Here is a 21,450-nt window from a genome sequence, read left to right on the forward strand (position 1 = left end):
GAGAGAGTCACCTAAAAGGATTCCGACGATTCGGCCCCTGTCGCGGTCGTGAGGCCGTACTTCTCGGCGTCCAACTCGTCGGCCTTTGCGATGTCTCGGAGCAGCGGGTGTGCCACCCAACAGAACGCGATGCACAGGAACCCGAACCCGGCAGTCGTCATGACCGGTGCGGTCCCGAGAACGTCACCGCCGACGCCGCCGAGGAGGGACCCGAGCGGCATCGCGCCGACGGATGCGCTCGACAGGACCGACGACACGCGGCCCATGAGTTCCTCGGGGACGACGGACTGTATCATCGCCGCGAAGATGACGTTCGTCGCGCCGACCGGAATCCATGCGAGGAAGAACAGGACCATCGTCGCCGGAAACCAGCCGATGAGAACCGCGGCGAGCCACGTGATTCCGCTGAACACGAACCCGCCGATGCTCAGCTTGGCGAGCGAAAACCGCTTGAGCGGCGTCGCGGCGAGCGACCCGACGAGCATCCCGCCGACCACCGTGGCGAGGAGGAAGCCGTACGCGTCCGACCCGCCGTTGGCCTGCGCGTAGGCGGGCAGCACTGCGAGGGTGCTGCCGATGGTCGCGTTGACGACGAGGCTCCCGGCGAGTATCCAGACGAGCACCGACCCGCGAACGTACCGGATGCCGTCGAGGAGTTGGGTGCGGTACGCCGCGACGGCGGCGGTGATACCCTCGGATTGAGTGGGATTCGTCTCCTCATCCGAATCCGCGTCCGTCTCCGACTCGGAATCGATTTCCGCGGGCGGGATTCGAACGCCGAGGAAGACGAGCGTCGCGGCGAGGAAGGTCACGGAGTCGAGGACGTAGAGCGCGATTGCGCCGACCAGCGCGACGACGATGCCGCCGAGCGCGGTGAAGGCGAAATCGACGCCCTGGTAGGCGAACGAGAACGCCGAATTGGCTTCCACGAGGTCCTCCTTCTCGACGACGCGCGGGAGGGCGGCCTGCTGTGCCGGGTAGACGAACTGGTTGATGAGCGAGACGACGGGCATCACGACGAGGACGACCCAGACCGAGAGCCACCCCATCACGTACGCGACGGGGACACAGAGGACGAGGATGCCCTCCGCGACTTGCGTGGCGACCAGAATCCGGCGGATTCGCCACCGGTCGACCAGCGGTCCGGCGAGGAACTGGAGCGTCTGTGGCAGCATGGTGAGAAACCCGGCCAGTCCGGTGTAAAACGACGACCCGCCGAGTTGGAAGGCGAGCCACATCGCCGCGACGGCGTACGCGCTGTCCCCCGCGTTCGTTATCAACCGACCGACGAACAGCCGCGTGAAGGTCCGATTTCTGAATAGGGAACGCATGAACCGAGACAGGAGCGGCGGACGGATATGTGATTTCAGAATTACATTTCTGTTGCCGAAACGACCGAAAGCAGGTTCTGTTGGGAATCTGGTTTATTCGACGCTGACGGCCAATTCCTCATCGACGCTCAGCCTGAGTTCGTCGCCGTCGAGTTCGATGACGCATTCGACCAGCAACGGGTCCTCGGAGACGATTCGGGCGTTCTCGGGACGTGGCCATTCGAGTTCCCACACGGGGTAGTCCGTGAGGTCGATACCGTGGTCGTAGTGGAATGCGACGACCGCCGGATGCTCCAAGAGGTACGTTCCGAGATTGCCGACGGCGTAGTCCCCACAGCGCTCACAGCGGAATTCGATGCCCGCTTCCTGCTCGTCGGCGAAGTACTCGGACTCGGTGACGAGCGACCCGACCGTCTTCCCGGAGCAGTTCAGACACACGCCGTCGGCCATGAGCGAGAACACGTTGAGGAGCCAGCGCTCGAACGTCTGCCGCAACTCCGTCTCGTTTCTCCCCTCGAACGCCCCCGGCGGCAACCCGAACGTCGAGCGGTTCGAATCACACGTCTCACAGCGAACCGTGACCATCTCCTCTTCGTACTCCGCGATGAGTTCCGTTCCGCAGTCGGGACAGTAGGTATCGAGCGCGAACGTCTCGGCTTCGGCGCGCTGGGTGTAGGTTCCCGAGAGAATCGCACCCATGATTCGAAACCCAGCGTAGGTGAGTTCGTACTTCTCGTCCGTCTGCCGGACGAACAGGCCGACGAGTTTGTTCAGATGGTAGTTGAACTGTCCGCTGTCTCGAATTCCCACTCGGTCGTGCAGTTCCGAGAACGACAGCGGGTCGTCAGCGTCCCAGAGGGCTTGAATGATCTCGATTCGTGTGTCGTTCCCGAGCAGAGAGAAGGCTTTCTCGGGGGACACGTCCCGTTCATCCGCGTCCATGCCCGGTGATGGGAGGGACGTGTGAAATAGCTTTCAGCACGTGTTCGATTTTCGTTCGGTTTTCATCCCCTTTCTCCGCTTCTGTTTCCGTCCGCTTCCGTTCGCCTCTGTCCGCTTCCGTTCGCCTCTGTCCGCTTCCGTTCTCCTGTATCCGCTCCTGTCTCTATCCGCTTCCGTCCGCTTTCGGTCCCGAAGACTGACGTCTCAGCGCTCGCCCGCGGCTTCCGCTTCGAACCGCTCGACGAACGCCTCCACGAACGTCCAGCGCTCTTCGGCCATGCGTTTGCCTGCGTCGGTGTACATCCGCTCCGGGAGTCGGAGGATTTTCTTGTGGAAGTGGTTCACCGACGTCGCACCCGAACGCGTCTCGTCGGCCTCGACGGGCACGTCGGGGTCGTGCATGGGTTGGTCGTGTTCCGCGCCGTAGCAGAAGACGCGCCCGATTCCGACGGCACCGAGAGCGTCGAGGTTGTCGGCATCGGACAGCAGTTTCGCCTCCAACGTCTCGGCGTCCACGTCGTTCGAGAAGCGGTGTGCCCGAATGCAGTGCTGGACGGCCTCGATTTCCGAATCCGTCACGTCGAATCCGCCGAGGAGTTCGCCCGCCTCTTCGGCACCCCACTCGGCGTGGTCGTCGATTTCTCCGCGGTCCTCGCGCTCCCGGCCGATGTCGTGCAACCACACCGCCGAAAAGAGGATTCGCTCGTCGGGGTCGTACTCGGCGGCGAGCGTTTCGGCGAGGGCGGCGACCCGCTGGACGTGGTGCCAGTCGTGTGCGGGTGCGACGTTTTCGAAGTACTCCTCGGCGTGCGGTCGAATCTCGTCCGGGAGGGTTCGCGGTGACATGTCGTTTCCGAGGTGTTTCGATGGCGTCGATAAAAACGATGTGAAGGACGACTTCGAGGGTGAAACGGCCGGATTCGTTTCCTTCGTTTCGGTGCGTCATTCCTCGCGGAGTTCGTGATTTCGACTGCTAGGGTCCATACCGCATGCGGACGGTTCGCGCGAGTTGCGCGAACCGCCCTCGGCGTCCCCTGACCTCCCTGGGCACGCGGACACCTGCGCCAGCGGTCGGCGCAGGTGTCCGCGTCGCGCGTCCAGAAAGCGGATGCATCGCTGTCGCTCTCCGGGATGTGCGTTGAATATCTCGAAAGACGAAATGACGCCGCTTACGGGGCGAACAGCTGTCGGGCGTCGTCAACGGCCTCGACGAGTTTGTCGATTTCCTCGCGGGTGTTGTAGATGTAGAAGGAGGCCCGTGCGGAGGCCGCGATGCCGAGTTTGTCGTGGAGCGGTTGCGTGCAGTGGTCGCCCGCCCGGATTGCGACGGCGTGATCGTTGAGGATGCTGGAGAGGTCGTGTGCGTGGACGCCATCGACGTTGAACGAGACGAGGCCGCCGCGGTCGTCGGCCGGGGGTCCGTAAATCTCCACGTCGCCTTCCTCGGTCAGACGGTCGTAGGCGTACTCGGCGAGTTGCTCTTCGTGGCGCTGGACGCGCTCCATGCCGATGTCCTCCAGATAGTCCACGGCGGCCGCGAGCGCGATGCCCTGTGCGATGTTCGGCGTTCCGGCCTCGAACTTCCACGGCAGGTCCTCCCACGTCGAGTCGTCGTAGGTCACTTTGCGAATCATGTCGCCGCCGTAGAGGTACGGCTCCATCTCCTCCAGAACGTGTTCCTTGCCGTACAGACCGCCGATGCCGGTCGGCCCGACCATCTTGTGGCCCGAGAAGGCGTAGAAGTCGGCGTCGATGGCCTGCACGTCCACGGGACGGTTCGGCACCGCCTGTGCGCCGTCCACGAAGATGTAGGAATCGTGGTCGTGCGCGATGTCCGCGAGTTCGCCCACCGGGTTCGTCGTCCCGAGCGTGTTCGAGACGTGGACGACGCTGACCATCTTGGTATCGTCCGTGATGAGCTCCTCCGCGGCCTCCATGTCGAGGTAGCCCTCGTCGGTCACGGGGATGTACTTCACGTCCGCCCCGGTCTTCTTGCCGAGCTGTTGCCACGTCACGAGCGACGCGTGGTGTTCCATCTCGCTCAGGACGACCTCATCGCCCGGACCGAGTTCGTTGAGTCCCCACGCGTAGGCGACGAGGTTTTCGGATTCGGTCGTGTTCTTCGTGAACACCATCTCCTCGCGGCCGTTCGCGCCGATGAACTCGGCGAGTTTGTCGTGGGCCTCCTCGTAGGCGATGGAGGCCTCCTGGCTCAACTGGTGGATGCCGCGGTGGACGTTCGCGTTGTAGTTCCGGTAGTAGTCGCTGATGCTCTCGATGACGGGTTCGGGCGTCTGGGTGGTCGCCGCGTTGTCGAGGTACACCACCTGATTGCCGTTGAACTCCCGCTGAAGAATCGGGAAATCCTCACGGATGCGTTCCACATCCAGCGCGTCGGATTGCTGTGATTCCATTGCGTAGGAATTGGGTTTCGAGTGGGAACACTTCTTCGGTCTTCACAGGCCGTCGAAACCGTATTTGGTTACGAGAACGATGGTGTGGATTAAGTCGCTTCGACCCCACCGTTTCGGCATGGTTTCGAAACGACGGCTCGGCGCGAGCATGATATTTCTCGGCCTCACGTTCGTCGGCGTGTTCCACGCGTTCGCCGCCATCGCGTTTCATACCGGACTGCTGTCGGTCGCGGTCGGAACGGTCGTCGGGTCCCTGCTCTGTCTGGTCGCGGTGAACGTCCCGGCGTACCTCGATTGACTACATCCGCAAGAACTGCGCGTGCCGGGTCGAATCCAGTTCGAGGACGTTCGCCTCGTTCACGAACCCGGCTTCGACCGCGAGCGCCACGGCGTCGGTGCCGACGATGTTCGCCACGTCGGCGCGGTTGAGGCTGTGGACAACTTCGTCCTCGTCGGCCTCGTCGCCGCCGTAGAACTCCTCCGTCACGGTAAACGACATCTCGCCCGTCTCGAACGTCTCGCCGAGCACGTCGTCGTCGCAGACCGCGACCAACAGTCCCTCTCCGGTCTCGCGCTCCTTGAGTATCATTCCTGGACCAGCTCTTCCTCCGCCTCCTTGCGCATTTCTTCCGCCTCCTCGGCGAGTCGCTCTGCTTCCTCGTCCTCGCCTAGTTCCTCCAGCGCGCGCGCCTTCTCCTCGATGACGTGCGCGTTCCGGAAGCCGAGTCGAATCGCGTTGTCGAAGCAGTTCACCGCGTCCTCCACGAGGCCGCGTTCGAGCAGGAAGAACCCGCGGTTGAACCACGCCTGCGGGAAGCGCTGGTCGATTTCGACCGCGCGCTCCGAGTGTTCGAGCGCCTGCTCGGTTCGTCCCGACTCCCAAAGTGCGTACGCGAGGTTGGTCTCCGCCGTCGCGGCGTGTTCGCTGTCGTCGTCGATGTGGATGGATTCGCGGTACGCGCTGATGGCCTCGTCCCACTCTTCGAGTTCGGCGTGCGCGACGCCCTTGTTCGTCCACGCCTCCTGTTCCTCGCGCGACCCATCGTCGGCGAAACGCGCCGCGCGCTCGAACGTTTCCGTCGCCTCTTCGAAGCGATTTATCCGCGTGTAGCTCAGGCCGACCTCGATGAGGTCGACCACTGACACCTTGTCGCGCGGAATCGACTGCTGGTCGAGGAGGTCGGTGACGACGCGGGAGTCAACCGGGTCCACCTCTTCCGGGTTCACTTCGAGTTCCGGCGGGTCCAAATCGAACCCTTCGTACGGGTCGTCAAAGCCTGTCCCCTCCGAGAATTTATGACTTCGCTCGTCGCTCATTACCCGCCGATTGGGGCGGCGCACTGTTAAGGTCTGCGCCATGGAATATCGACGGGATTCGATTCGAAATACGGAAAACCCGACTAATAAACCTCCTACATCAGGATTTCGTTCGTCGGTCGCTCATAAAGGCCGATTTCGTCGTGTCAGTCTGGACTACCAACCTTTATAAACCTTAAATACGTCATTTAAGTCGCGCTATGACCGACCCCAAGGAAACCATCAACATTGAAAACGTGGTCGCCTCGACGGGCATCGGGCAGGAACTCGACCTCCAAAGCGTCGCTATGGACTTGGAGGGCGCGGATTACGACCCCGAGCAGTTCCCCGGTCTCGTCTACCGTACCCAGAACCCCAAATCGGCCGCACTCATCTTCCGCTCCGGCAAAATCGTCTGTACCGGCGCGAAGAGCACGGCCGACGTCCACGAGAGTCTCGAAATCGTCTTCGACAAGCTTCGTGAACTCAACATTCAGGTCAACGACGACCCCGAAATCGTCGTCCAGAACATCGTCACGAGCGCGGACCTCGGACGCAACCTGAACCTCAACGCCATCGCCATCGGTCTCGGCCTGGAGAACATCGAGTACGAACCCGAGCAGTTCCCCGGCCTCGTCTACCGTCTCGACGAACCCGAAGTCGTCGCTCTGCTGTTCGGCTCCGGCAAACTCGTCATCACCGGCGGCAAGAAGCCCGAGGACGCCGAACAGGCAGTCGATAAAATCGTCTCCCGTCTCGAAGAACTCGGTCTGCTGGAATAACGTCTCATCTCCTTTCCTTTCGCGGTCCATCGCTCCGGAGTGACATCGCCATACACAAGCCGATTCGGTCCGGAACCACGGGTATGGCACTGCTGGGTGACTTGACGCCGCTCGTCGGAACGTACCTCCTGTTGGCGGGGTTCCTCTCGTTGACGGGGTTCATCGCCGCGCGAAACGTCCTCGGGAGCATCCCGTTCAGGCGCGCGCTCGTCGTCGGCCCGCCGATAGCCGCCCTGCCGTTTCTCCTCCAACAGTACTTCCCGCCGCTCGTGGTCCTCATCGCGCTCGCGCTGGACGTCTCTCTGTTCCACATCGTCTTCCGCCTGAAGTGGCGCACGGCCGGGTTCGTCACCTTCATTCACGTCGTCGTCACCATGCTCGGCGGCATCGTCATCGGCGGACTCGCCTACCTCATCTCCATCGGGCCACCGTCGCCCCAGTGAGCAGGAAAGAAAGCATTTATCCTCAAACGCCCTCCCAAACGGTATGTCCCTCCCTCGCCGCCTCGAACAGGTCGGCATCGTCGGCGGCAGCGTGCTGATGCTCACGCTTCCGTTTTCCTTTCTCTGGGCAGTCTTCTTCAATGGCCCCGGTTTGGTGGACAACCTTCTCGTGTACGTTCCGGGCCTCATCGTCGGCGTGCTCGTCGCCCTCCGGATGCTCCCGGTTTCGTACGGACAGGTGTGGCTGTTCGGAATCGCCAGTTGGTTGGCAACCTTCTCCCTCTGGTGGGTTCTCGGGGCCGCAGACGTTACGAAAAATCAACCGACGCTACTCGTCACGTGGGTCCTCGCCCTTCTCGTTGGCGCGCTCGTCGCGTGGGCGAAACCGAAACTCCGGTGGCGCGGAAACGAGGCGTAGATGGGCACGCTCACCGACCCTTTTTGGTACTACAGCGGAACCGGGTGGGCTCTCACGGTTCCGACCTTCGGTGTCGTCGGAATCGATAGTCCGTACTACGATACGCTGTTCTTTCTCGGGTTCGGCGCGACACTTTTGATGACCTGCCTCTGTCTGTACTATCGCCCGGAAAAACCGAAACGCGTCGCGCTGTTCGGCTTGCTGACCATCCTCGGAACCACGGTTCTCGGCGTCCTCACCGGCACCGAGGGCGTTCGAGCGTTGGTCCCGACGCTCGCAAAGTGGGTCGTCGCCATGCTGTTCGCGGCCGCCGTCGTGCGGTTTCGAATCGACAAAAAACTCCGTGCGGCGATTCCTCACCGCTCGTAGCGAACGAAATCCAATTCCTCGCGCTCGTCGCGCTCGACTTCCGTCCACTCTTTCGGGTCCCACTCCGGGAAGTGGGTATCCCCCTCGTACTCGTCGTGAATCTCGGTCAGAATCAGTTCGTCCGCGTGCGGGAGGAACTGCTCGTACACCGTCGCACCGCCGATGACGAAGGCTGTGTCGTCCAGTTCTTCGACCGTCTCTATCGCCTCCTCGACGCTGTTGACGAGGACGACTTCCTCGGGCAGGTCGGGATTCGACCGACTCAGGACGACGTTCGTCCGGCCCGGAAGCGGGCCGTCGAGTTGCCCCGCGATGCTCTCGTAGGTCGTCCGCCCCATGATGACCGGATGGCCCATCGTGGTCTCCTTGAAGTGGCGCAAGTCGGCCGAGTAGTGCCACGGCATGTCGCCGTCGTGTCCGATGACGCTGTTTTCGGCGACCGCGGCGATGCAGACGAGACGGGTCATTCGGCCACGCTGAATTTGATGCCGGGGTGGGCGTCGTACTCCCGGAGCGCGATGTCGTCGTAGGTCAACTCGTCGATGGAATCCGCCGTCACCTCGATTTCGGGCCGAGATTTCGGGGTGCGCGAGAGTTGGGTCAGCAGCCCCGGCACGTGGTCCATCGCCTCCGTCTCCTCCTCGGGGGCTTCGGATTCGAGCCACTCGCGGACCTCCTCGTACTCGGATTTTTGGGTGACGTCGGCGAGACGCGTCTGGAGGTCTTCGAGGTTGTCGCGGTACCACTCCCCGCGGTCGCCTTCGCCGCAGTAGACGTGCGCGTCCACGATGGTGTGGGCGAACTTCCCGACCTCGAAGCCGGTCTGGCGGGCGAGCACCGTCGCCAGCAGGGCGTAGGCCGCGACGTTGAACGGGATGCCGAGCGCCACGTCGCCCGAGCGCTGGGTGAGGTGGAGGTTCAGCGTGTCGCCCTGCACGTTGACGACGAAGGTGTAGTGACACGGCGGGAGCGTCGAGACGGCCGCGTTCGCGGGGTGCCACGCCGAGACGACGAAGCGACGGGAGTTCGGATTCTCGTCGAGGCCGTCGATGAGGTACTGAATCTGGTCGAACGTTCCGTCCTCGTTCATCCAGCGGTGGTCCGCCTCGGGCCACGATTCGCCCGGCAGTCCCTCCTCGGGGACCGGGAACCGTCGCCAAAATCGGCCGTAGGCCGTGTCGAGGGTGCCGTCCTCGTCGGCCCACTCGTTCCAGATGCCGGTCTTCTCGCGGAGGTTCCGGATGTGCTCCTCGCCGGAGAGATACCAGAGGAGTTCGTGGAGCATCGAGTCCCAGCGGAACCCGTCCATCTTCTTCGTGGTCAGCAAGGGGTACCCCTCGCGCAGGTCCACCTCGTAGTGCTGGCTGAAGGTCGAAATCGTGTCCACGCCGGTTCGATTGGGCTTGTACGTCCCGTCCCGGAGGACGTCCTCGACGAGTCCGAGGTACTGCTTCATGGGTGGGTGTCCCCCCTACGAGTTTGAAAAGATATTGATGCCCGACCCGTCTCACCGCTACTTCTCTGACTCCCCTATCACCTTACTCGCCGACCGTGACCCGATACTCCGAACCGACGAACCGCGGGTTCTCCTCCGACATCGGGGACAGCTCGAAGTTGTCGAGGTCCTTTTTCACCCCGAAGGCGTTCTTCGGCTGGTATATCGGCAGGTGCACGCGGTCCTCCAGCAGGGTCGTGATGGTCTCTTCGTAGAGTTTCCTCCGCTTCGCGTGCACGTCCGATTTCCGCGCGTTCAGTATCTTCTCCATCACGTCGTCGTTCTTGTAGAACACGCCGTTCGTCTCGCCCTCCGCCCGCTGGTGGAACAGGGGATAGACGTAGGCGTCCGGGTCGGGAAACGCCGACCACTCCGTGACGAACATGTGGTAGTCGCTCGGCGACCCCGAGACGATTTTGTCGTGGAACACCGACCACGAGTACTTCTCGACGCTGGCCTGCTGGAACCCGGCGAGCGTCAGCCCCTGCTTTACGGCGTTCGCCATCATCATCAACAGCTCGTCGCCGGAACTCTTCGACGCCGGAACGGCTATCTTCGGTGCCCACGCCTCGACGCCCGCGTCGCGGAACAGCGTTCGCGCTTTCTCGATGTTCCGCTCGTTGGGTATCCGCTTCCACTCGTTGACGGGCATGTCCCACTCCTCGGCCAACTGGTGGGGCAGCGGGCTGTACGTGCGTTCGCCCGCCGGACGGAGGATGTTCTCCACCATCTCGTCGAAGTTGACGCAGTAATCGACCGCCTTCCGGACTTTCTCCTCCGAGGTCGGCCCGCCGTTGCAGTTGAAGCCGAGGAAGGTGTAATCGTAGCTCTCGCTGGATTTCACGGTGGCGTTCGGTTGGTCGTTCGTCGCCTTCCAGAGGTGGGGCTCTACCTCCTCGACTAGCTGGTTTTGCCCCGTCTTCAGGCTCATCGTCCGCGACAGCCCTGAGTACTCCGAGACGAACTTCAACCGGTCGATTGCGGCCTTCGGCGAGTCCCAGTAGTCGTCCCAGCGCGTCAGAATCGCGTACTTCTGGGGCACGAACCGGTCCACCTGAAACGGCCCGGAGCCGACCGGGTTTTTGGCGAACGTCTCGGGGTCGGGGTCGCGGGCCGATTTGGGGACGACGGCCCGGGTGAGCACCTCGTGGAAGGCGTCGTACGGGTACGACAGTTCGAACCGCACCGTGTGGTCGTCGGGCGTCTCGATGGTGTCTATCATGTCCACCTCCCACTTGTTCGGCGTTCCGCGCCGCCACGACGTGTTCTCGTCCCGGTGACTCGGCGCTTCGAACGAGTATTTCACGTCCTCCGCCGTGACCGGGTTTCCGTTTTGGAACCGCGGTTCCGACTTCAGCGACACCTCGTACCGCGTCCCGCCGTGGCTCACCTTCGGTTCGCCGTCGGCGAGTTCGGGTTCCAACGTCGTCCCCTCGCCGTAGGTGTACAGGCCTTCGAACACCTGCGTGGCTACCTGCGCCGACGGCACGCTTTCGATGACCACGGGGTCGAGTACCGTGGCCGTGAGCGGTTGGGCGATTCGGAGTTGCGAGCCGTTTCCGCCGGACACCCGTTCGATGGCCGAACAGCCCGACAGGGCGCCCGCGCCCGCAATTCCGAGCGATGCAAGCAGTTTCCGTCGCGTCAGTCCGTTTTCCTCGTGTTTCGTCATGATTGCGCACCTCCGGTCTGCGCACCGGCGAATTTGAAGTACACCAGTTCGGAGCCGACCACGAGCAGGCCGATGACGACGACCAGCCAGAACGTGGACGAACTGTGCACGTACAGGTCGTACAGCAACACCGGGAAGAAGAGCGCACAACCGACGGTGCCCACGACGGGTATCGTTGGGTGGATGTCGAGGTTGTCACGTTCCCGGTATGCGACGTAGCTCACGCCGCCGAAGACGGCGATGAACGCGAGCGACGCGAACGTCGTGATGCTCATCAGGCTCCCGTACACCGCGAACGCCATCGACAGCACGCCGAGACCGATGACGATTCCCGAGGGAATCTGATTCCCGTCGCTGTCGCTGCTTTCGTCGCTGTTTCCGTCGTCGCTGTTACTGTTGCTGTTGCTGCCGTCGCTGTCACTGCTATCGCTCCCGTCGCTGCCGTCACTTCCGCTCTCGCTACTGCTCCCGTCTCCGCCGTCGCTTTCCACGCCGGTCAGGTCCGGGAGGACGCCGATTTCGATGAGTTCCCGGGAGAACTGCGCGCTGCTGAATAGCGTCGCGTTGACCGCGCTCGCGGTCGAAAACAGCGCGGAGAACCCGATGAGGAGCGCTCCGAGCTGTCCCGCGAACGGCAGCGCGGCGTACAGCAGCGACGTTTCCGGGCTGACCATGATGACGGGCAGTTCGAGGATGCTCGTCGTCGTGAACGCGACGAGGACGTACAGCAGGGTCGCCACCGGGATGGCGATGTAGATGGCTTTCCGAATCGTCTCTTCCGGGTTGCTGAACTTATCTTGGTCGTACAGCAACAACTGCCAGCCCTGAAACGCCACGAACGACATCGCCGCGCCGAGGAACGGGTCCGCGATGCCGATGGTCGGGTTGAGCATGAACTCGTAGAATCCCGGCTGGAAGATGTTGCCCGTGACGGCGAAGTAGACGCCCCAGATTCCGAAGCCGCCGATGACGACGACTTTGAAGAACGTGAGGAAGTCCTCGGCTTTGCCGGTCGAACCGGCTCCCATCAGGTTGAGTCCGACGAACGCCCCGATGACGAGGATGGAAATCAGATTTGCGATGGGTATCTGATTGAACGCGAGCCGACCGAACAGCTTCGTGAAGAACGACGAGAACGCGTAGGCGTACAGCGCCATCGAGACGATGTACCCGAACAGGAGCGTCCACCCCACCATCCCCGTCAGCATCGTGTCGCCGAACAGGTCGTGAAAGTAGGTCGGCGCGCCGCCGCGGTCGCCGACGTATTGGTTCATCTTGATGTAACTGTACCCCGCGCTGAGTGCCACGATTCCGGCGAGCAGGAACGCGATCCACGATAAGCGTCCCGAGATGGAGACGACGAGGCCGAAGGCGGAGTAGATACCACCTCCGATCATCCCGCCGACAGCCATCGCTACTGCCTCTTTGAGACCGAGCTTTCCCATGCTGTTTCCCCGTAAGCCGACTTTCAGCAAACATCCATTGCTTGCTACAGCAACCATCAAATCCCCGCCACGACGCGCTCGATATCACCGCCGTTCCCCCGGAACGAAAGCATGCCATGGCAAGCAGGGAGACTAACACGTCCTTCGGCGAAGCTATCGTGTCCATGTCAACGCAAACGTCACTTCGCGTCGAGGGACGAACCGACACCGGCATCGGGATACTGCTCAGCGGGGGCATCGCCGGACTCGTCGCCGCCGCCGTGATGGCCCCCGTTTGGATATACTTCCGCCCGTTCATCGTCACGAACGCGGCCGCGGCGCTCTACAACCTTCAGGGGTCGCTCATGGGGTGGGTCGTCCACCTCGTCCACGGAACCGTTTTCGGCGTGCTGTTCGCGTTCCTCGTCACGAAATCCCCGCTCGGGACGAAAGTCGGCGGTGTTTCCCGGAGCGTCGCCTCCGGCATGGCATACAGCCTCGTGCTCTGGGTCGTCGGCGCGGGAATCGTCCTCCCGCTCGGATTGATGATTTCCGACGTTCCGGCGGCACCGCTCGTGCCGAATCTCCATCCGTCGGGATTGTTGGCCCACCTCGTCTACGGTGCCCTCCTCGGTCTCCTCGTCCCGCCGCTGCTGTCGGCGACGGGCAAAATGAGCTGAACTCGACACCTTCTCAGCGCGAGAGCACCACGACGTACCGCGTCAGCGACCGATGCACTCGCCGCTCGAACTGGTTTTCGACGTTCCACCCCGCGTCGGTCGCTTCGTTCGCCCACGAGCGGTCGCCGACGACGACGGCGCGGGAGGCGACTCGTCGCGCCTCCGCGAGCGCACCGGCAACGAGGTCGTCGAGGTCGAGGTTCGCTATCTTCGACTGCCTGCCGTAGGGCGCGTCGAACACCACGCCGTCGATGGCGTCGTCGGGGAACGGCAGGTGCGTCGCGTCGCCGCGAACCGTGGCCGCGGCGGCGTCCGGTGCGTAGTGGTCGAGGTTTTCGGCTGCCCCGCGGACCATCTTCTCCTGTGCGTCGGCACCGAGCGGCCGCGCACCGACCAGCGCGGCCTCGATGAGCACGCCGCCCGTCCCGCACATCGGGTCGAGGAGCGTCGTTCCCGCTCTTGCTCCGGCGATGTTCACCAACGCGCGTGCGAGCAGCGGGTCCATACTTCCGGGCTGGAAGAACGGCCGGTCTGTCGGTTTGCGCGTGCCGTAGTCGCGCACGCTCTCGGTTTCCAGCCACCCCAGCGCACACAGGTCCCCGGAGAACGTCGCTCGGAGTTCGTGGTCGGGGTCGTCCAAGTCCACGGCGAAGCCGCGGTCCACGAGCACCTGCCCCAACTCGCGTTCGGCCTGCTGGGTGCTGACGTCGGCCGTCTCGCGGACCGCGCGCGCACGCACCGCGACCGTCCCCTCGCGCTCTATCGGCGCGGCGGAGAGCAACGTTCGGGCGCTCGCCACGTCGGCGTCTGTCGTTCCGACCAACTCGCTCGCGCGGTGGGTGTACGCGAGGCTGGAAACGCGCTCCGTAATCGTCGCCGCGCGCGCGAGGCCGGGCGCGACGAGTTCCACCCCGCTCGCTGCGCTCGCCGCTTCGCACGCCGCGAATTCGTCGTCTTGTCCGCCGAGTTCCAGTACGTACACGATATTTCTCCGTCGTCCGGTTTCGTTCGAGGGGAGTGGGGCTGTCGTCTTGGGGATTGCGAATCACGACGGGGACGAGGAAGTGCTCGTTCGGGGTTTGGTGGTGGTTCCGTCACTACTCCAGCGCCGTTCGATTTGGCGACCTCGACCGCAGCGACTAGGCACAATGAACGACCGCAACCGCATGCGGACGGGTGGCCGGAACCGCACGGCCACCCGCCCTCGGCGTCCCCATGCCACCCCGGTCACGGGAACGATTCGCGCGATTGGCGCGAATCGTTCGCCATCGCGCGTCCCGAAAGCGGTTGTGTCGCCACTCCCGAACGGCGGCTTCGAAAAAATCCGAAGTCGATTACTCCTCTTCTTCCTCGTCGCCGAGCAGTCGTTCGACCATCCGTTCGGGGTCGAACTGCTCGATGTCGTCGTAGCCCTGTCCGGTTCCGAGGAACAGGATGGGCTTGCCCGTGACGTGCGAGATGGAGATGGCGGCACCGCCCTTCGAGTCGGCGTCGGCCTTCGTCAGAATCGAGCCGTCGATTTCGGCGGCCTCGTCGAACTCCTTCGCGCGCTGCACGGCGTCCTGCCCGGCCACGGCCTCGTCCACGAAGATGGTCATGTCGGGGTCCACGACGCGGCCGATTTTCTCCAACTGGTCCATCAGGCCTTCGCTGGTGTGCAGGCGACCTGCAGTGTCGCCCAGCACGATGTCGATGTCGTGGGCGTCGGCGTACTCCACCGCGTCGTAGATGACGGCGGCGGGGTCGCCTCCCTGCTCGTGGGCGATGAGTTTCGTGTCGAGCGCGTCCGCGTGCTCCCGAATCTGCTGGTTCGCACCGGCGCGGTAGGTGTCGCCGTTCGCCATCACCGAGGAGTAGCCGCGCTCCTCGAAGTACCGCGATAGCTTGGCGATGCTCGTCGTCTTCCCGACGCCGTTGACGCCGGTGAAGATGATGACGAGCGGTTTGTCCGCCTCGGCGACGCGCTGGTCGAAGTCGAACTGCCCGACGCTGATGACCGACAGCAGAGAGTCGTGCAGGGCGTCCTCGACGACATCACCCGTTTCGGCGCTGAACTTGCGGGTCGCGCCGACCAGGTCGTTGCGGATGCCGTCGAGCATCTCCTGTGCGACGCTCATCTCGACGTCGCTTTCGAGCAGCGCCATTTCGAGTTCCCAGAGCGGGTCCTCGACGTCCTGCTCCTCGATGACGATTTCACCGCGAGCGAACGATTTGGCCTTCTGGGCGAAACCGCCGCGCCCGTTGCCGGACTCTTCGTCCTCCGAGTCGGAGTCGTCCGTCGATTCCGGCTCGGGTGTCGTCTCCGTCTCCGCGGGTTCCGTTTCGACCGTTTCCTCGACCGCTTCAGCGTCCGCGTCGGCGTCCGCTTCGTCGGCCTCCTCGGCCTTCTCCTCGGTCGTCTCCTCGACGTCCTTACGGAACCCGCTCAGCTTATCCTTCAGACTGTCGAACATCGCCGGTTATTCGTCCTCGTCTTCCTGCTGCTGTTGCATCTGCTGCATCTGCTGTTGCATCTGCTGCTGTTGCATCTGCTGTGCTTTCTGCTCGAGCTGGTCGCTCTCGGCTTCGACCTCGCCGATTTCTTCCTGCAGGTCGGCGATCTGGTCGTCGAGAAGGTCCTTGCGGCTCTTCAGCGACGCGATTGCGCCCTCTTGGTCGCGCTCCGCGGCGTAGCCGCCGCCGAGTTCGACGACGATTTCGTCGATGTCCTCGACGTTCGTGCGGATGTACGCGCCGCCGCCGAGCGGAACCTGGACGACAGAGCCGGTGTCGAGCGATTCGATTGCCTCGATGGCCTCGTCGACTTCACCTTTCTCGTTGCGCAGGTCTTCGACTTCGCCGTTCAGTTCTTCCTTCTCAGCTTCCAACTGCTGGAGCTGCTGTTGCATCTGCTGCATCTGTTGATTGCCGCCGCCCATCATCGTGCTTCACACTCCGTTCCGCGAGTAATCGTGCTCATGTCCACACGTGCGTGAGCAAGCGGGAAGAATGTTGCTAACTCGGACCGAAAACGTAACGAGCCGAAAATCAGTCGATATAGCCCAGCGCGTCCTCGATACGGCCGAGTTCGGGACCGGTCGTCTCCTCTCCGACCACGTAGCCGTGGGCGTTGGCGAGGAGTCCGGACCCGACCAGCGGCCCACCGTAGTTGATGGTGCCGATGTCGGCCGGGACGCCGAGGATTTCCTCGATAGCGTCGAGTTCCGAGTCGGTGGCTTTCGGGTGGCAGAGAACACCTCTGTTCGTCGCCACTCCGGCCGTTCCGACCGTTTGAACGCCAGCGATGGTGCCGCGTTCGACCGGAACGTCGAGCCCGTCCGAAACCGCTTGCACGGCCTCCCGAGGGAGGTCCGGGTGGACGTAGGCCCCGGTGTCGTTCGCGAGCACGACGTTTCCGGCGGCGTTGATGCGCCCCGGGAACTTCGTGAGCGGAACGTCCACGACGGCCTCGATTCGCTCGCGCTCGTGGTCGGTGATGCGACCGCTGACGAGCAAACCGTTCTCGTTGCCCGCCACCAGCGCGCCGACGGTGGACGAGCCACCAAGCGTGGTTCCGACGACATCGACTTCCAGCTCCTTGCGGAGGGAGTCGAGGAGTTCGTCGTCCAAATCCGGGCGGACGAGCAGATACTCGTCAGTCACACGTGCGAAGACGCCGATGTACGCCGAGCCGTTGAACGCGGTACGAAGCACCGCTCTACTCTTCGTACTCCGCCTCGACGACGGACTCGCCCTCTTCTTCGAAGCGGGCGGCGTGAACGCGGAGCTTTCGCGGCGGGTTCTTTCGACCGCGCGACCAGATTGCCTCGTTGATGGAGGGGTCGAGACGCACGTCGTCCTCGTCCACCTTGAAGTGCTGGGCGAGGTGCCCGCGCACCAGTTTCATCGCCTTGTTCGCTCGCTTGTGCTTTGCCTCTGCTTTCACGTCTCGGAGCGGAACCGTCACGACTCGCTCCTCGAAATCACTTGCGCTCATTATTCGTCAGTGTCGCTACGCCGCCAGCTGCGGCGCTTCGGGTTTCGCATTACGTCGCGGTCCGTCTTCATGATGACCCACGCCGGGATGCGGCTGTTCTGCCGTTCCAGCTTGGCCAGTCGCTTCTTCTTGGCCTTCGACTTCTTGCCCATAGTGGTTGCCACTTTTCCGCCGTCGCATAAAATCTTGTTCCTTTCAAGCGGCCTCACAGGGGGAACGCCGCGACGGTCGAATAGCTCGGCCCGTTCGCGCCCAGTTCGCTCTTCGTCAGCCTGACCTCCGAAACGTCCATCCGACCGACCGTCGGGTCGAGTTCGCGGACGTTCCGCTGAACGAGTTCCTTTCCCCCCGCGTGCTTCATTCTGGCGATGGTGATGTGCGGGACGAACTCGTCGTCGTCCGGCGCGAAGCCGAGGTCGTACAACCGCGACTCGACGGCATCGTTGAGCAGGACCATCTCCTCCGCGCCGTCCCCGACGCCGACCCACACGACCCTGATGTACTCCAAACTCGGAAAGACGCCCAAGCCGCAGACCTCGGCCTCGAACGGTCCGAAGTCGATGTCGTCATCGACGGCCGATTCGAGCGCGTCTTCGACGACGGGTACGCGGTCGTCGTCCACCTCGCCGAGGAACGAGAGCGTGACGTGGGCCTGTCTCGGATCCGTAAACGAGAGCCCGTCGGCGTCGCGGAACCTGTCTTGAACGCCGTCCACGCTTTCCGCGAGGTCGTCGGGCAGGTCGATGCTCACGAACAGTCGCATACGCGACCCTTCGTCGCCAGCGGGCTTGAACGTTGACGCCGGTGACCGGTTCGACCCGACCGCAGGGGAAGAGGATTTATGCGCTCCATTTCCTACCACTCACATGTGGACTCCCCGTTCAGCGTTCTCGGACTCGATTCGGATGCGGATGACGAGGAAGTCGTCGAGGCGTATCGACGACGGATAAAGGAGGCACACCCGGACCACGGTGGGTCCCACCGCGAATTCCAGCGGGTCCGAGCGGCGTATCAGGCGATTCAATCGGGAGACATCGGCGGCGAGAAAGACGAGAAAGCCGCCGACGAAGAACGCGTCGAGGAGCGGGACCGAACGCCGAAGCATCCGATGGTCGAATTTCTCAACTACGAGGTCATCGACGACTACGACTGGAACGTGGACGACGACGGACTGTTCGACAAGGCCGCCGCCATGGGGCTGGACGCCGAGGATTACGGGCAGTTCTACGTTCTCAACAACGAAACGCTTCTCGAAGCGGCGGAAAACAGGGGGTACGAGTGGCCGTTCGCCTGTCGCGGCGGGGCGTGTGCGAACTGCGCGGTTGCGGTCGTGGACGGGGAGATGGACATGCCATCGAATCACGTCCTCTCGTCCGAGATGCTGGACCGCGGGTTCCGACTCTCCTGTATCAGCGCGCCCATTACGGACCACATGCAGGTCATCTACAACATCAAGCATCTGCCGGGTCTCGACGAACTCCGACTGCCGCCCCAGCAGTTCGGGCAGGCACGCTCCGGTAACTGACGCCGACGGACTAGAAAAAGCCTTTAAACGACTACGAACCCAAGGAAGCACAACGATGGTGCTCGACAATCTCGGCAGTTCTCTTCGCGGCTCACTCGACAAGCTGAGTGGGAAATCGCGCGTCAGCGAAGACGACGTCGAGGAAATTGTAAAGGAAATCCAGCGTTCCCTTCTGCAGGCCGACGTGGACGTGAGTCTCGTGATGGACCTCTCCTCGTCCATCAAGGAGCGCGCGCTGGAGGAGGAACCGCCGGGCGGGACGACGGCCCGCGACCACGTGCTGAGTATCGTTTACGAGGAACTCGTCGGCCTCGTCGGCGAGAGCACGGAAATCCCGCTCGAAAACCAGACCATTCTCCTCGCCGGATTGCAGGGGTCGGGGAAGACGACCACCTCCGCCAAGATGGCGTGGTGGTTCTCGAAGAAGGGGCTTCGCCCCGCCGTCATCCAGACGGACACCTTCCGGCCCGGCGCGTACGACCAGGCGAAGGAGATGTGCTCCCGCGCGGAAGTCGATTTCTACGGTGACCCGGACAACGAGGACCCCGTGGACATCGCGCGGAAAGGACTCGAAGAGACGGCCGACGCCGATATCCACATCGTGGACACGGCGGGCCGCCACGCGCTCGAAGACGACCTCATCGACGAAATCGAGGAAATCGAGTCCGTCGTTGACCCCGACCGGAACCTGCTCGTCCTCGACGCGGCTATCGGACAGGGTGCGAAAGACCAAGCCCAGCAGTTCGACGAGTCCATCGGCATCGACGGCGTCGTCATCACGAAACTCGACGGGACCGCGAAGGGTGGCGGTGCCTTGACGGCGGTCAACGAGACGGACTCGTCCATCGCCTTCCTCGGGTCCGGTGAGACGGTCCAAGACGTGGAGCGCTTCGAGCCGAACGGCTTCATCTCGCGCCTGCTCGGCATGGGCGACCTGAAACAGCTCACCGAGCGCGTCGAGCGCGCCATGTCCGAGACGGAGGAGGAAGAGGACTGGGACCCCGAGGACATGATGAAGGGGTCGTTCACCCTGAACGACATGCGCCATCAGATGAACGCGATGAACAAGATGGGGCCGCTCGAACAGGTCATGGACATGATTCCCGGCTTCGGCGGCGGAATCATGGACGAACTCCCGGACGACGCGATGGACGTGACGAAAGACCGGATGCGGAGTTTCGAGATCATCATGGACTCGATGACGGACAAGGAACTCGAAAACCCGCGGTCCATCGGCGCGAGCCAGATTCGCCGCATCGCTCGCGGGAGCGGGCAGGACGAGGAACGCATCCGCGAACTCCTCCAGCAGCACAAGATGATGTCCCAGACGCTCAAACAGTTCCAAGGGATGGGACAGGGCGGCGACATGGAGCGCATGATGAAGAAGATGCAGGGCGGCGGCGGTGGCGGCGGTGGCGGTATGGGCGGCATGGGGCCGTTCGGATAGTCGTCTCTCTCTTCGATTTCGTCCGACCAGAACTATCGGCGCAAGCGGAACCGCGACACACCGCTTTTTTGTCCCGTGCCCGTGTCCACAGCAGTAGATGACCGTCCGGGAAGTCGCCGCCGAGGCGTACCGCGAAGCGCTCCCCGCCCTCGCCGCGAGCATGGTCGGTGGGCTGTTCGCGGGCGTCGTCCTCAGCGGAATGCGCGCCGAACTCCGTCAGGTGGCGGGGTTGCTCGTCCTCGTCCCCGCCCTCCTCGCTACCCGCGGGAACGTCTACGGGTCGCTCGGCGCGCGCCTCGCATCCGGACTGCACCAAGGACTGGTCGAACCGTCGTTCGTCCCGGACGACGACCGGGTGTGGGCGGCCATCGTCGCCTCGCTGGCGAACGGCATCCTCGCCAGCCTGTTCGCGTCGGTGGTCGCGTTCGTCGTTCTGAAGGCGCTCTCGGATTCGGTCGCGCCGCTTCCGACTCTGCTCGCAATCGCGCTCATCGCGGGATTGCTCTCGGGTGTCGCCTTGACAGTGGCCGTCGTCCTTGTCGTCTTCGCGGGGTATCGCCGCGGGAAAAACCCGGACACGCTGGTCGGTCCGCTCGTGACGACGACGGGCGACGTGTTCGGCATCTCGTTCCTCCTGCTCGCCGTCCGAATCGTCATCGCGCTCGGGGGTGGCTAGATGCCGACGCGCTGGACGGTTCGCGCCATCATGCGGGCGATGCTCCCGGTGTTGCTCGTCCTCACGATGGTCGAAATCGGAAGCGGCCTCGTCCTCGGGTCGTTCGAGAGCACCCTGCTACAGTATCCGACGCTCCTCGCATTGGTACCGGTAACTATCGGCACGGCGGGTAACCTCGGAAGCATCCTCGCCGCCAGACTCTCGACCGCGTTTCACCTCGGGACGCTCTCGTTCGGTCGGGGGGACGAGGTGCTCGCGGGGAACGCCGTCGCCACGGTCCTCCTCGCGGTCACGATTTTCCCGGTGGTCGGGTTCGGCGCGTGGACGCTGACGTGGCTCATCGGCGAGACGCAACTCGGCCTCTTCATCGTCGTCCTCGTCTCGCTGGTCAGCGGCATCGTGTTAGCGTTCGTCGCCATTCTCGTGACCCTCGTCGCCACGTACGTCGCCTATCGGTTCGAACTCGACCCCGACGACGTGGTGATTCCGGTCGTGACGAACGCCTGCGACGTGCTGGGCGTCATCGTGCTGTTCGTCGTGGTGCAACTGTTGGTGTAAAA

The 21,450-nt window shown here is 63.3% G+C and carries 27 protein-coding genes; 10 read left to right on the forward strand and 17 right to left on the reverse strand.

The features are described from left to right. Nucleotides 1-11: 11 nt before the first annotated feature. The 4 genes from OPC11_RS15515 to OPC11_RS15530 all read right to left on the reverse strand — a co-directional run bounded on the left by OPC11_RS15515 (nt 12) and on the right by OPC11_RS15530 (nt 4,687). Complete coding sequence (locus tag OPC11_RS15515; protein ID WP_264782487.1) at nt 12-1,331, reverse strand: MFS transporter; 1,320 nt, start codon at nt 1,329-1,331, stop codon at nt 12-14. Nucleotides 1,332-1,424: 93 nt separating this feature from the next. Next, nucleotides 1,425-2,273, reverse strand: coding sequence for a helix-turn-helix domain-containing protein (locus OPC11_RS15520; RefSeq protein ID WP_264782488.1), 849 nt, complete (start codon nt 2,271-2,273; stop codon nt 1,425-1,427). A gap of 204 nt (nt 2,274-2,477) precedes the next feature. Then, complete coding sequence (locus OPC11_RS15525; protein WP_264782489.1) at nt 2,478-3,119, reverse strand: HD domain-containing protein; 642 nt, start codon at nt 3,117-3,119, stop codon at nt 2,478-2,480. Nucleotides 3,120-3,442: 323 nt separating this feature from the next. Then, nucleotides 3,443-4,687: a cysteine desulfurase gene (locus OPC11_RS15530; protein ID WP_264782490.1), complete on the reverse strand. Its 1,245-nt coding sequence runs from the start codon at nt 4,685-4,687 to the stop codon at nt 3,443-3,445. 118 nt (nt 4,688-4,805) lie between these two features. Here OPC11_RS15530 and OPC11_RS15535 point away from each other — a divergent pair, with 118 nt between their 5' ends. Next, complete coding sequence (locus OPC11_RS15535; RefSeq protein ID WP_007976364.1) at nt 4,806-4,985, forward strand: hypothetical protein; 180 nt, start codon at nt 4,806-4,808, stop codon at nt 4,983-4,985. Here the strand turns inward: OPC11_RS15535 and OPC11_RS15540 are convergent, their stop codons facing one another. Together OPC11_RS15540 and OPC11_RS15545 are read right to left on the reverse strand one after the other, a co-directional pair. After that, on the reverse strand, nt 4,986-5,276 hold the full coding sequence (locus OPC11_RS15540) for a DUF424 family protein (protein WP_007976365.1): 291 nt from the start codon (nt 5,274-5,276) through the stop codon (nt 4,986-4,988). Then, nucleotides 5,273-6,004 carry a tetratricopeptide repeat protein gene (locus tag OPC11_RS15545; RefSeq protein WP_264782491.1) on the reverse strand — a complete coding sequence of 244 codons (732 nt, stop codon included), beginning with the start codon at nt 6,002-6,004 and terminating at the stop codon, nt 5,273-5,275. Before OPC11_RS15545 ends, OPC11_RS15540 begins: the two co-directional genes overlap by 4 nt. Nucleotides 6,005-6,204: 200 nt before the next feature. Between OPC11_RS15545 and OPC11_RS15550 the strand changes: the two genes are divergently transcribed. From OPC11_RS15550 to OPC11_RS15565, 4 genes are all read left to right on the forward strand, one after another. Further along, on the forward strand, nt 6,205-6,765 hold the full coding sequence (locus OPC11_RS15550) for a TATA-box-binding protein (RefSeq protein WP_007976369.1): 561 nt from the start codon (nt 6,205-6,207) through the stop codon (nt 6,763-6,765). Between the two features lie 83 nt (nt 6,766-6,848). Then, a complete protein-coding gene (locus tag OPC11_RS15555) occupies nt 6,849-7,208 on the forward strand; it encodes a hypothetical protein (protein ID WP_007976371.1) in 360 nt (119 codons plus the stop codon). 43 nt (nt 7,209-7,251) lie between these two features. Further along, nucleotides 7,252-7,626, forward strand: coding sequence for a hypothetical protein (locus OPC11_RS15560; protein ID WP_264782492.1), 375 nt, complete (start codon nt 7,252-7,254; stop codon nt 7,624-7,626). Then, the gene (locus tag OPC11_RS15565) at nt 7,627-7,995 is read left to right on the forward strand and encodes a hypothetical protein (RefSeq protein WP_264782493.1); all 369 of its coding nucleotides are present in this window, start codon (nt 7,627-7,629) and stop codon (nt 7,993-7,995) included. Here OPC11_RS15565 and OPC11_RS15570 read toward each other — a convergent pair. The 4 genes from OPC11_RS15570 to OPC11_RS15585 all read right to left on the reverse strand — a co-directional run bounded on the left by OPC11_RS15570 (nt 7,983) and on the right by OPC11_RS15585 (nt 12,607). Next, a complete protein-coding gene (locus OPC11_RS15570) occupies nt 7,983-8,462 on the reverse strand; it encodes a dihydrofolate reductase (RefSeq protein ID WP_264782494.1) in 480 nt (159 codons plus the stop codon). The two genes, OPC11_RS15565 and OPC11_RS15570, sit on opposite strands and share 13 nt — an antisense overlap. Beyond that, complete coding sequence (gene thyA, locus OPC11_RS15575; RefSeq protein WP_264782495.1) at nt 8,459-9,451, reverse strand: thymidylate synthase; 993 nt, start codon at nt 9,449-9,451, stop codon at nt 8,459-8,461. The genes OPC11_RS15570 and thyA overlap by 4 nt, the downstream gene beginning before the upstream one ends. 82 nt (nt 9,452-9,533) lie before the next feature. Then, nucleotides 9,534-11,162: an ABC transporter substrate-binding protein gene (locus tag OPC11_RS15580; protein ID WP_264782496.1), complete on the reverse strand. Its 1,629-nt coding sequence runs from the start codon at nt 11,160-11,162 to the stop codon at nt 9,534-9,536. Beyond that, a complete protein-coding gene (locus OPC11_RS15585; RefSeq protein WP_264782497.1) occupies nt 11,159-12,607 on the reverse strand; it encodes an APC family permease in 1,449 nt (482 codons plus the stop codon). Before OPC11_RS15585 ends, OPC11_RS15580 begins: the two co-directional genes overlap by 4 nt. 164 nt (nt 12,608-12,771) lie before the next feature. Here OPC11_RS15585 and OPC11_RS15590 point away from each other — a divergent pair, with 164 nt between their 5' ends. Beyond that, nucleotides 12,772-13,266, forward strand: a complete 495-nt coding sequence (locus OPC11_RS15590; protein WP_264782498.1) for a DUF1440 domain-containing protein — start codon at nt 12,772-12,774, stop codon at nt 13,264-13,266. A 13-nt stretch (nt 13,267-13,279) separates the two neighbouring features. On the opposite strand, the gene OPC11_RS15595 is transcribed toward OPC11_RS15590, so the two are convergent. The 7 genes from OPC11_RS15595 to thpR all read right to left on the reverse strand — a co-directional run bounded on the left by OPC11_RS15595 (nt 13,280) and on the right by thpR (nt 18,005). After that, nucleotides 13,280-14,248: a methyltransferase domain-containing protein gene (locus OPC11_RS15595; protein WP_007976385.1), complete on the reverse strand. Its 969-nt coding sequence runs from the start codon at nt 14,246-14,248 to the stop codon at nt 13,280-13,282. Between the two features lie 352 nt (nt 14,249-14,600). Continuing rightward, nucleotides 14,601-15,719: a signal recognition particle-docking protein FtsY gene (ftsY, locus tag OPC11_RS15600; protein ID WP_264782499.1), complete on the reverse strand. Its 1,119-nt coding sequence runs from the start codon at nt 15,717-15,719 to the stop codon at nt 14,601-14,603. Nucleotides 15,720-15,725: 6 nt separating this feature from the next. After that, entirely contained in the window at nt 15,726-16,187 is a 462-nt protein-coding gene (pfdA, locus tag OPC11_RS15605; protein ID WP_007976390.1) for a prefoldin subunit alpha, read from the reverse strand. 106 nt (nt 16,188-16,293) lie between these two features. After that, entirely contained in the window at nt 16,294-16,959 is a 666-nt protein-coding gene (locus OPC11_RS15610; protein WP_264782500.1) for a translation initiation factor IF-6, read from the reverse strand. Nucleotides 16,960-16,963: 4 nt separating this feature from the next. Then, nucleotides 16,964-17,242, reverse strand: a complete 279-nt coding sequence (locus OPC11_RS15615) for a 50S ribosomal protein L31e (protein ID WP_007976394.1) — start codon at nt 17,240-17,242, stop codon at nt 16,964-16,966. Further along, entirely contained in the window at nt 17,242-17,394 is a 153-nt protein-coding gene (locus OPC11_RS15620) for a 50S ribosomal protein L39e (protein ID WP_026177798.1), read from the reverse strand. Before OPC11_RS15620 ends, OPC11_RS15615 begins: the two co-directional genes overlap by 1 nt. Before the next feature lie 53 nt (nt 17,395-17,447). Next, nucleotides 17,448-18,005: an RNA 2',3'-cyclic phosphodiesterase gene (thpR, locus tag OPC11_RS15625; RefSeq protein ID WP_264782501.1), complete on the reverse strand. Its 558-nt coding sequence runs from the start codon at nt 18,003-18,005 to the stop codon at nt 17,448-17,450. Between the two features lie 105 nt (nt 18,006-18,110). On the opposite strand from thpR, the gene fer reads away from it, so the two are divergent. The 4 genes from fer (at nt 18,111) to OPC11_RS15645 (ending at nt 21,448) form a co-directional block, all read left to right on the forward strand. After that, entirely contained in the window at nt 18,111-18,767 is a 657-nt protein-coding gene (gene fer / locus OPC11_RS15630) for a ferredoxin Fer (protein ID WP_264782502.1), read from the forward strand. 55 nt (nt 18,768-18,822) lie between these two features. Next, the gene (locus tag OPC11_RS15635; protein WP_264782503.1) at nt 18,823-20,214 is read left to right on the forward strand and encodes a signal recognition particle protein Srp54; all 1,392 of its coding nucleotides are present in this window, start codon (nt 18,823-18,825) and stop codon (nt 20,212-20,214) included. Nucleotides 20,215-20,311: 97 nt separating this feature from the next. Beyond that, the gene (locus tag OPC11_RS15640; RefSeq protein ID WP_007976405.1) at nt 20,312-20,890 is read left to right on the forward strand and encodes a magnesium transporter; all 579 of its coding nucleotides are present in this window, start codon (nt 20,312-20,314) and stop codon (nt 20,888-20,890) included. Continuing rightward, nucleotides 20,891-21,448: a magnesium transporter gene (locus OPC11_RS15645; protein WP_069450429.1), complete on the forward strand. Its 558-nt coding sequence runs from the start codon at nt 20,891-20,893 to the stop codon at nt 21,446-21,448. Nucleotides 21,449-21,450 lie beyond the last annotated feature (2 nt).

It is taken from the genome of Haladaptatus sp. T7 (genome assembly GCF_026008575.1).
Taxonomy (GTDB): Archaea; Halobacteriota; Halobacteria; order Halobacteriales; family Haladaptataceae; genus Haladaptatus; species Haladaptatus paucihalophilus.

Bases quoted from the DNA above. Each gene is read 5' to 3' on its own strand.
- OPC11_RS15515 (WP_264782487.1), bottom strand. From the start codon at position 1,331: ATGCGTTCCCTATTCAGAAATCGGACCTTCACGCGGCTGTTCGTCGGT.
- OPC11_RS15520 (WP_264782488.1), bottom strand. From the start codon at position 2,273: ATGGACGCGGATGAACGGGACGTGTCCCCCGAGAAAGCCTTCTCTCTG.
- OPC11_RS15525 (WP_264782489.1), bottom strand. From the start codon at position 3,119: ATGTCACCGCGAACCCTCCCGGACGAGATTCGACCGCACGCCGAGGAG.
- OPC11_RS15530 (WP_264782490.1), bottom strand. From the start codon at position 4,687: ATGGAATCACAGCAATCCGACGCGCTGGATGTGGAACGCATCCGTGAG.
- OPC11_RS15535 (WP_007976364.1), top strand. From the start codon at position 4,806: ATGGTTTCGAAACGACGGCTCGGCGCGAGCATGATATTTCTCGGCCTC.
- OPC11_RS15540 (WP_007976365.1), bottom strand. From the start codon at position 5,276: ATGATACTCAAGGAGCGCGAGACCGGAGAGGGACTGTTGGTCGCGGTC.
- OPC11_RS15545 (WP_264782491.1), bottom strand. From the start codon at position 6,004: ATGAGCGACGAGCGAAGTCATAAATTCTCGGAGGGGACAGGCTTTGAC.
- OPC11_RS15550 (WP_007976369.1), top strand. From the start codon at position 6,205: ATGACCGACCCCAAGGAAACCATCAACATTGAAAACGTGGTCGCCTCG.
- OPC11_RS15555 (WP_007976371.1), top strand. From the start codon at position 6,849: ATGGCACTGCTGGGTGACTTGACGCCGCTCGTCGGAACGTACCTCCTG.
- OPC11_RS15560 (WP_264782492.1), top strand. From the start codon at position 7,252: ATGTCCCTCCCTCGCCGCCTCGAACAGGTCGGCATCGTCGGCGGCAGC.
- OPC11_RS15565 (WP_264782493.1), top strand. From the start codon at position 7,627: ATGGGCACGCTCACCGACCCTTTTTGGTACTACAGCGGAACCGGGTGG.
- OPC11_RS15570 (WP_264782494.1), bottom strand. From the start codon at position 8,462: ATGACCCGTCTCGTCTGCATCGCCGCGGTCGCCGAAAACAGCGTCATC.
- thyA (WP_264782495.1), bottom strand. From the start codon at position 9,451: ATGAAGCAGTACCTCGGACTCGTCGAGGACGTCCTCCGGGACGGGACG.
- OPC11_RS15580 (WP_264782496.1), bottom strand. From the start codon at position 11,162: ATGACGAAACACGAGGAAAACGGACTGACGCGACGGAAACTGCTTGCA.
- OPC11_RS15585 (WP_264782497.1), bottom strand. From the start codon at position 12,607: ATGGGAAAGCTCGGTCTCAAAGAGGCAGTAGCGATGGCTGTCGGCGGG.
- OPC11_RS15590 (WP_264782498.1), top strand. From the start codon at position 12,772: ATGTCAACGCAAACGTCACTTCGCGTCGAGGGACGAACCGACACCGGC.
- ftsY (WP_264782499.1), bottom strand. From the start codon at position 15,719: ATGTTCGACAGTCTGAAGGATAAGCTGAGCGGGTTCCGTAAGGACGTC.
- pfdA (WP_007976390.1), bottom strand. From the start codon at position 16,187: ATGATGGGCGGCGGCAATCAACAGATGCAGCAGATGCAACAGCAGCTC.
- OPC11_RS15615 (WP_007976394.1), bottom strand. From the start codon at position 17,242: ATGAGCGCAAGTGATTTCGAGGAGCGAGTCGTGACGGTTCCGCTCCGA.
- OPC11_RS15620 (WP_026177798.1), bottom strand. From the start codon at position 17,394: ATGGGCAAGAAGTCGAAGGCCAAGAAGAAGCGACTGGCCAAGCTGGAA.
- thpR (WP_264782501.1), bottom strand. From the start codon at position 18,005: ATGCGACTGTTCGTGAGCATCGACCTGCCCGACGACCTCGCGGAAAGC.
- OPC11_RS15635 (WP_264782503.1), top strand. From the start codon at position 18,823: ATGGTGCTCGACAATCTCGGCAGTTCTCTTCGCGGCTCACTCGACAAG.
- OPC11_RS15640 (WP_007976405.1), top strand. From the start codon at position 20,312: ATGACCGTCCGGGAAGTCGCCGCCGAGGCGTACCGCGAAGCGCTCCCC.
- OPC11_RS15645 (WP_069450429.1), top strand. From the start codon at position 20,891: ATGCCGACGCGCTGGACGGTTCGCGCCATCATGCGGGCGATGCTCCCG.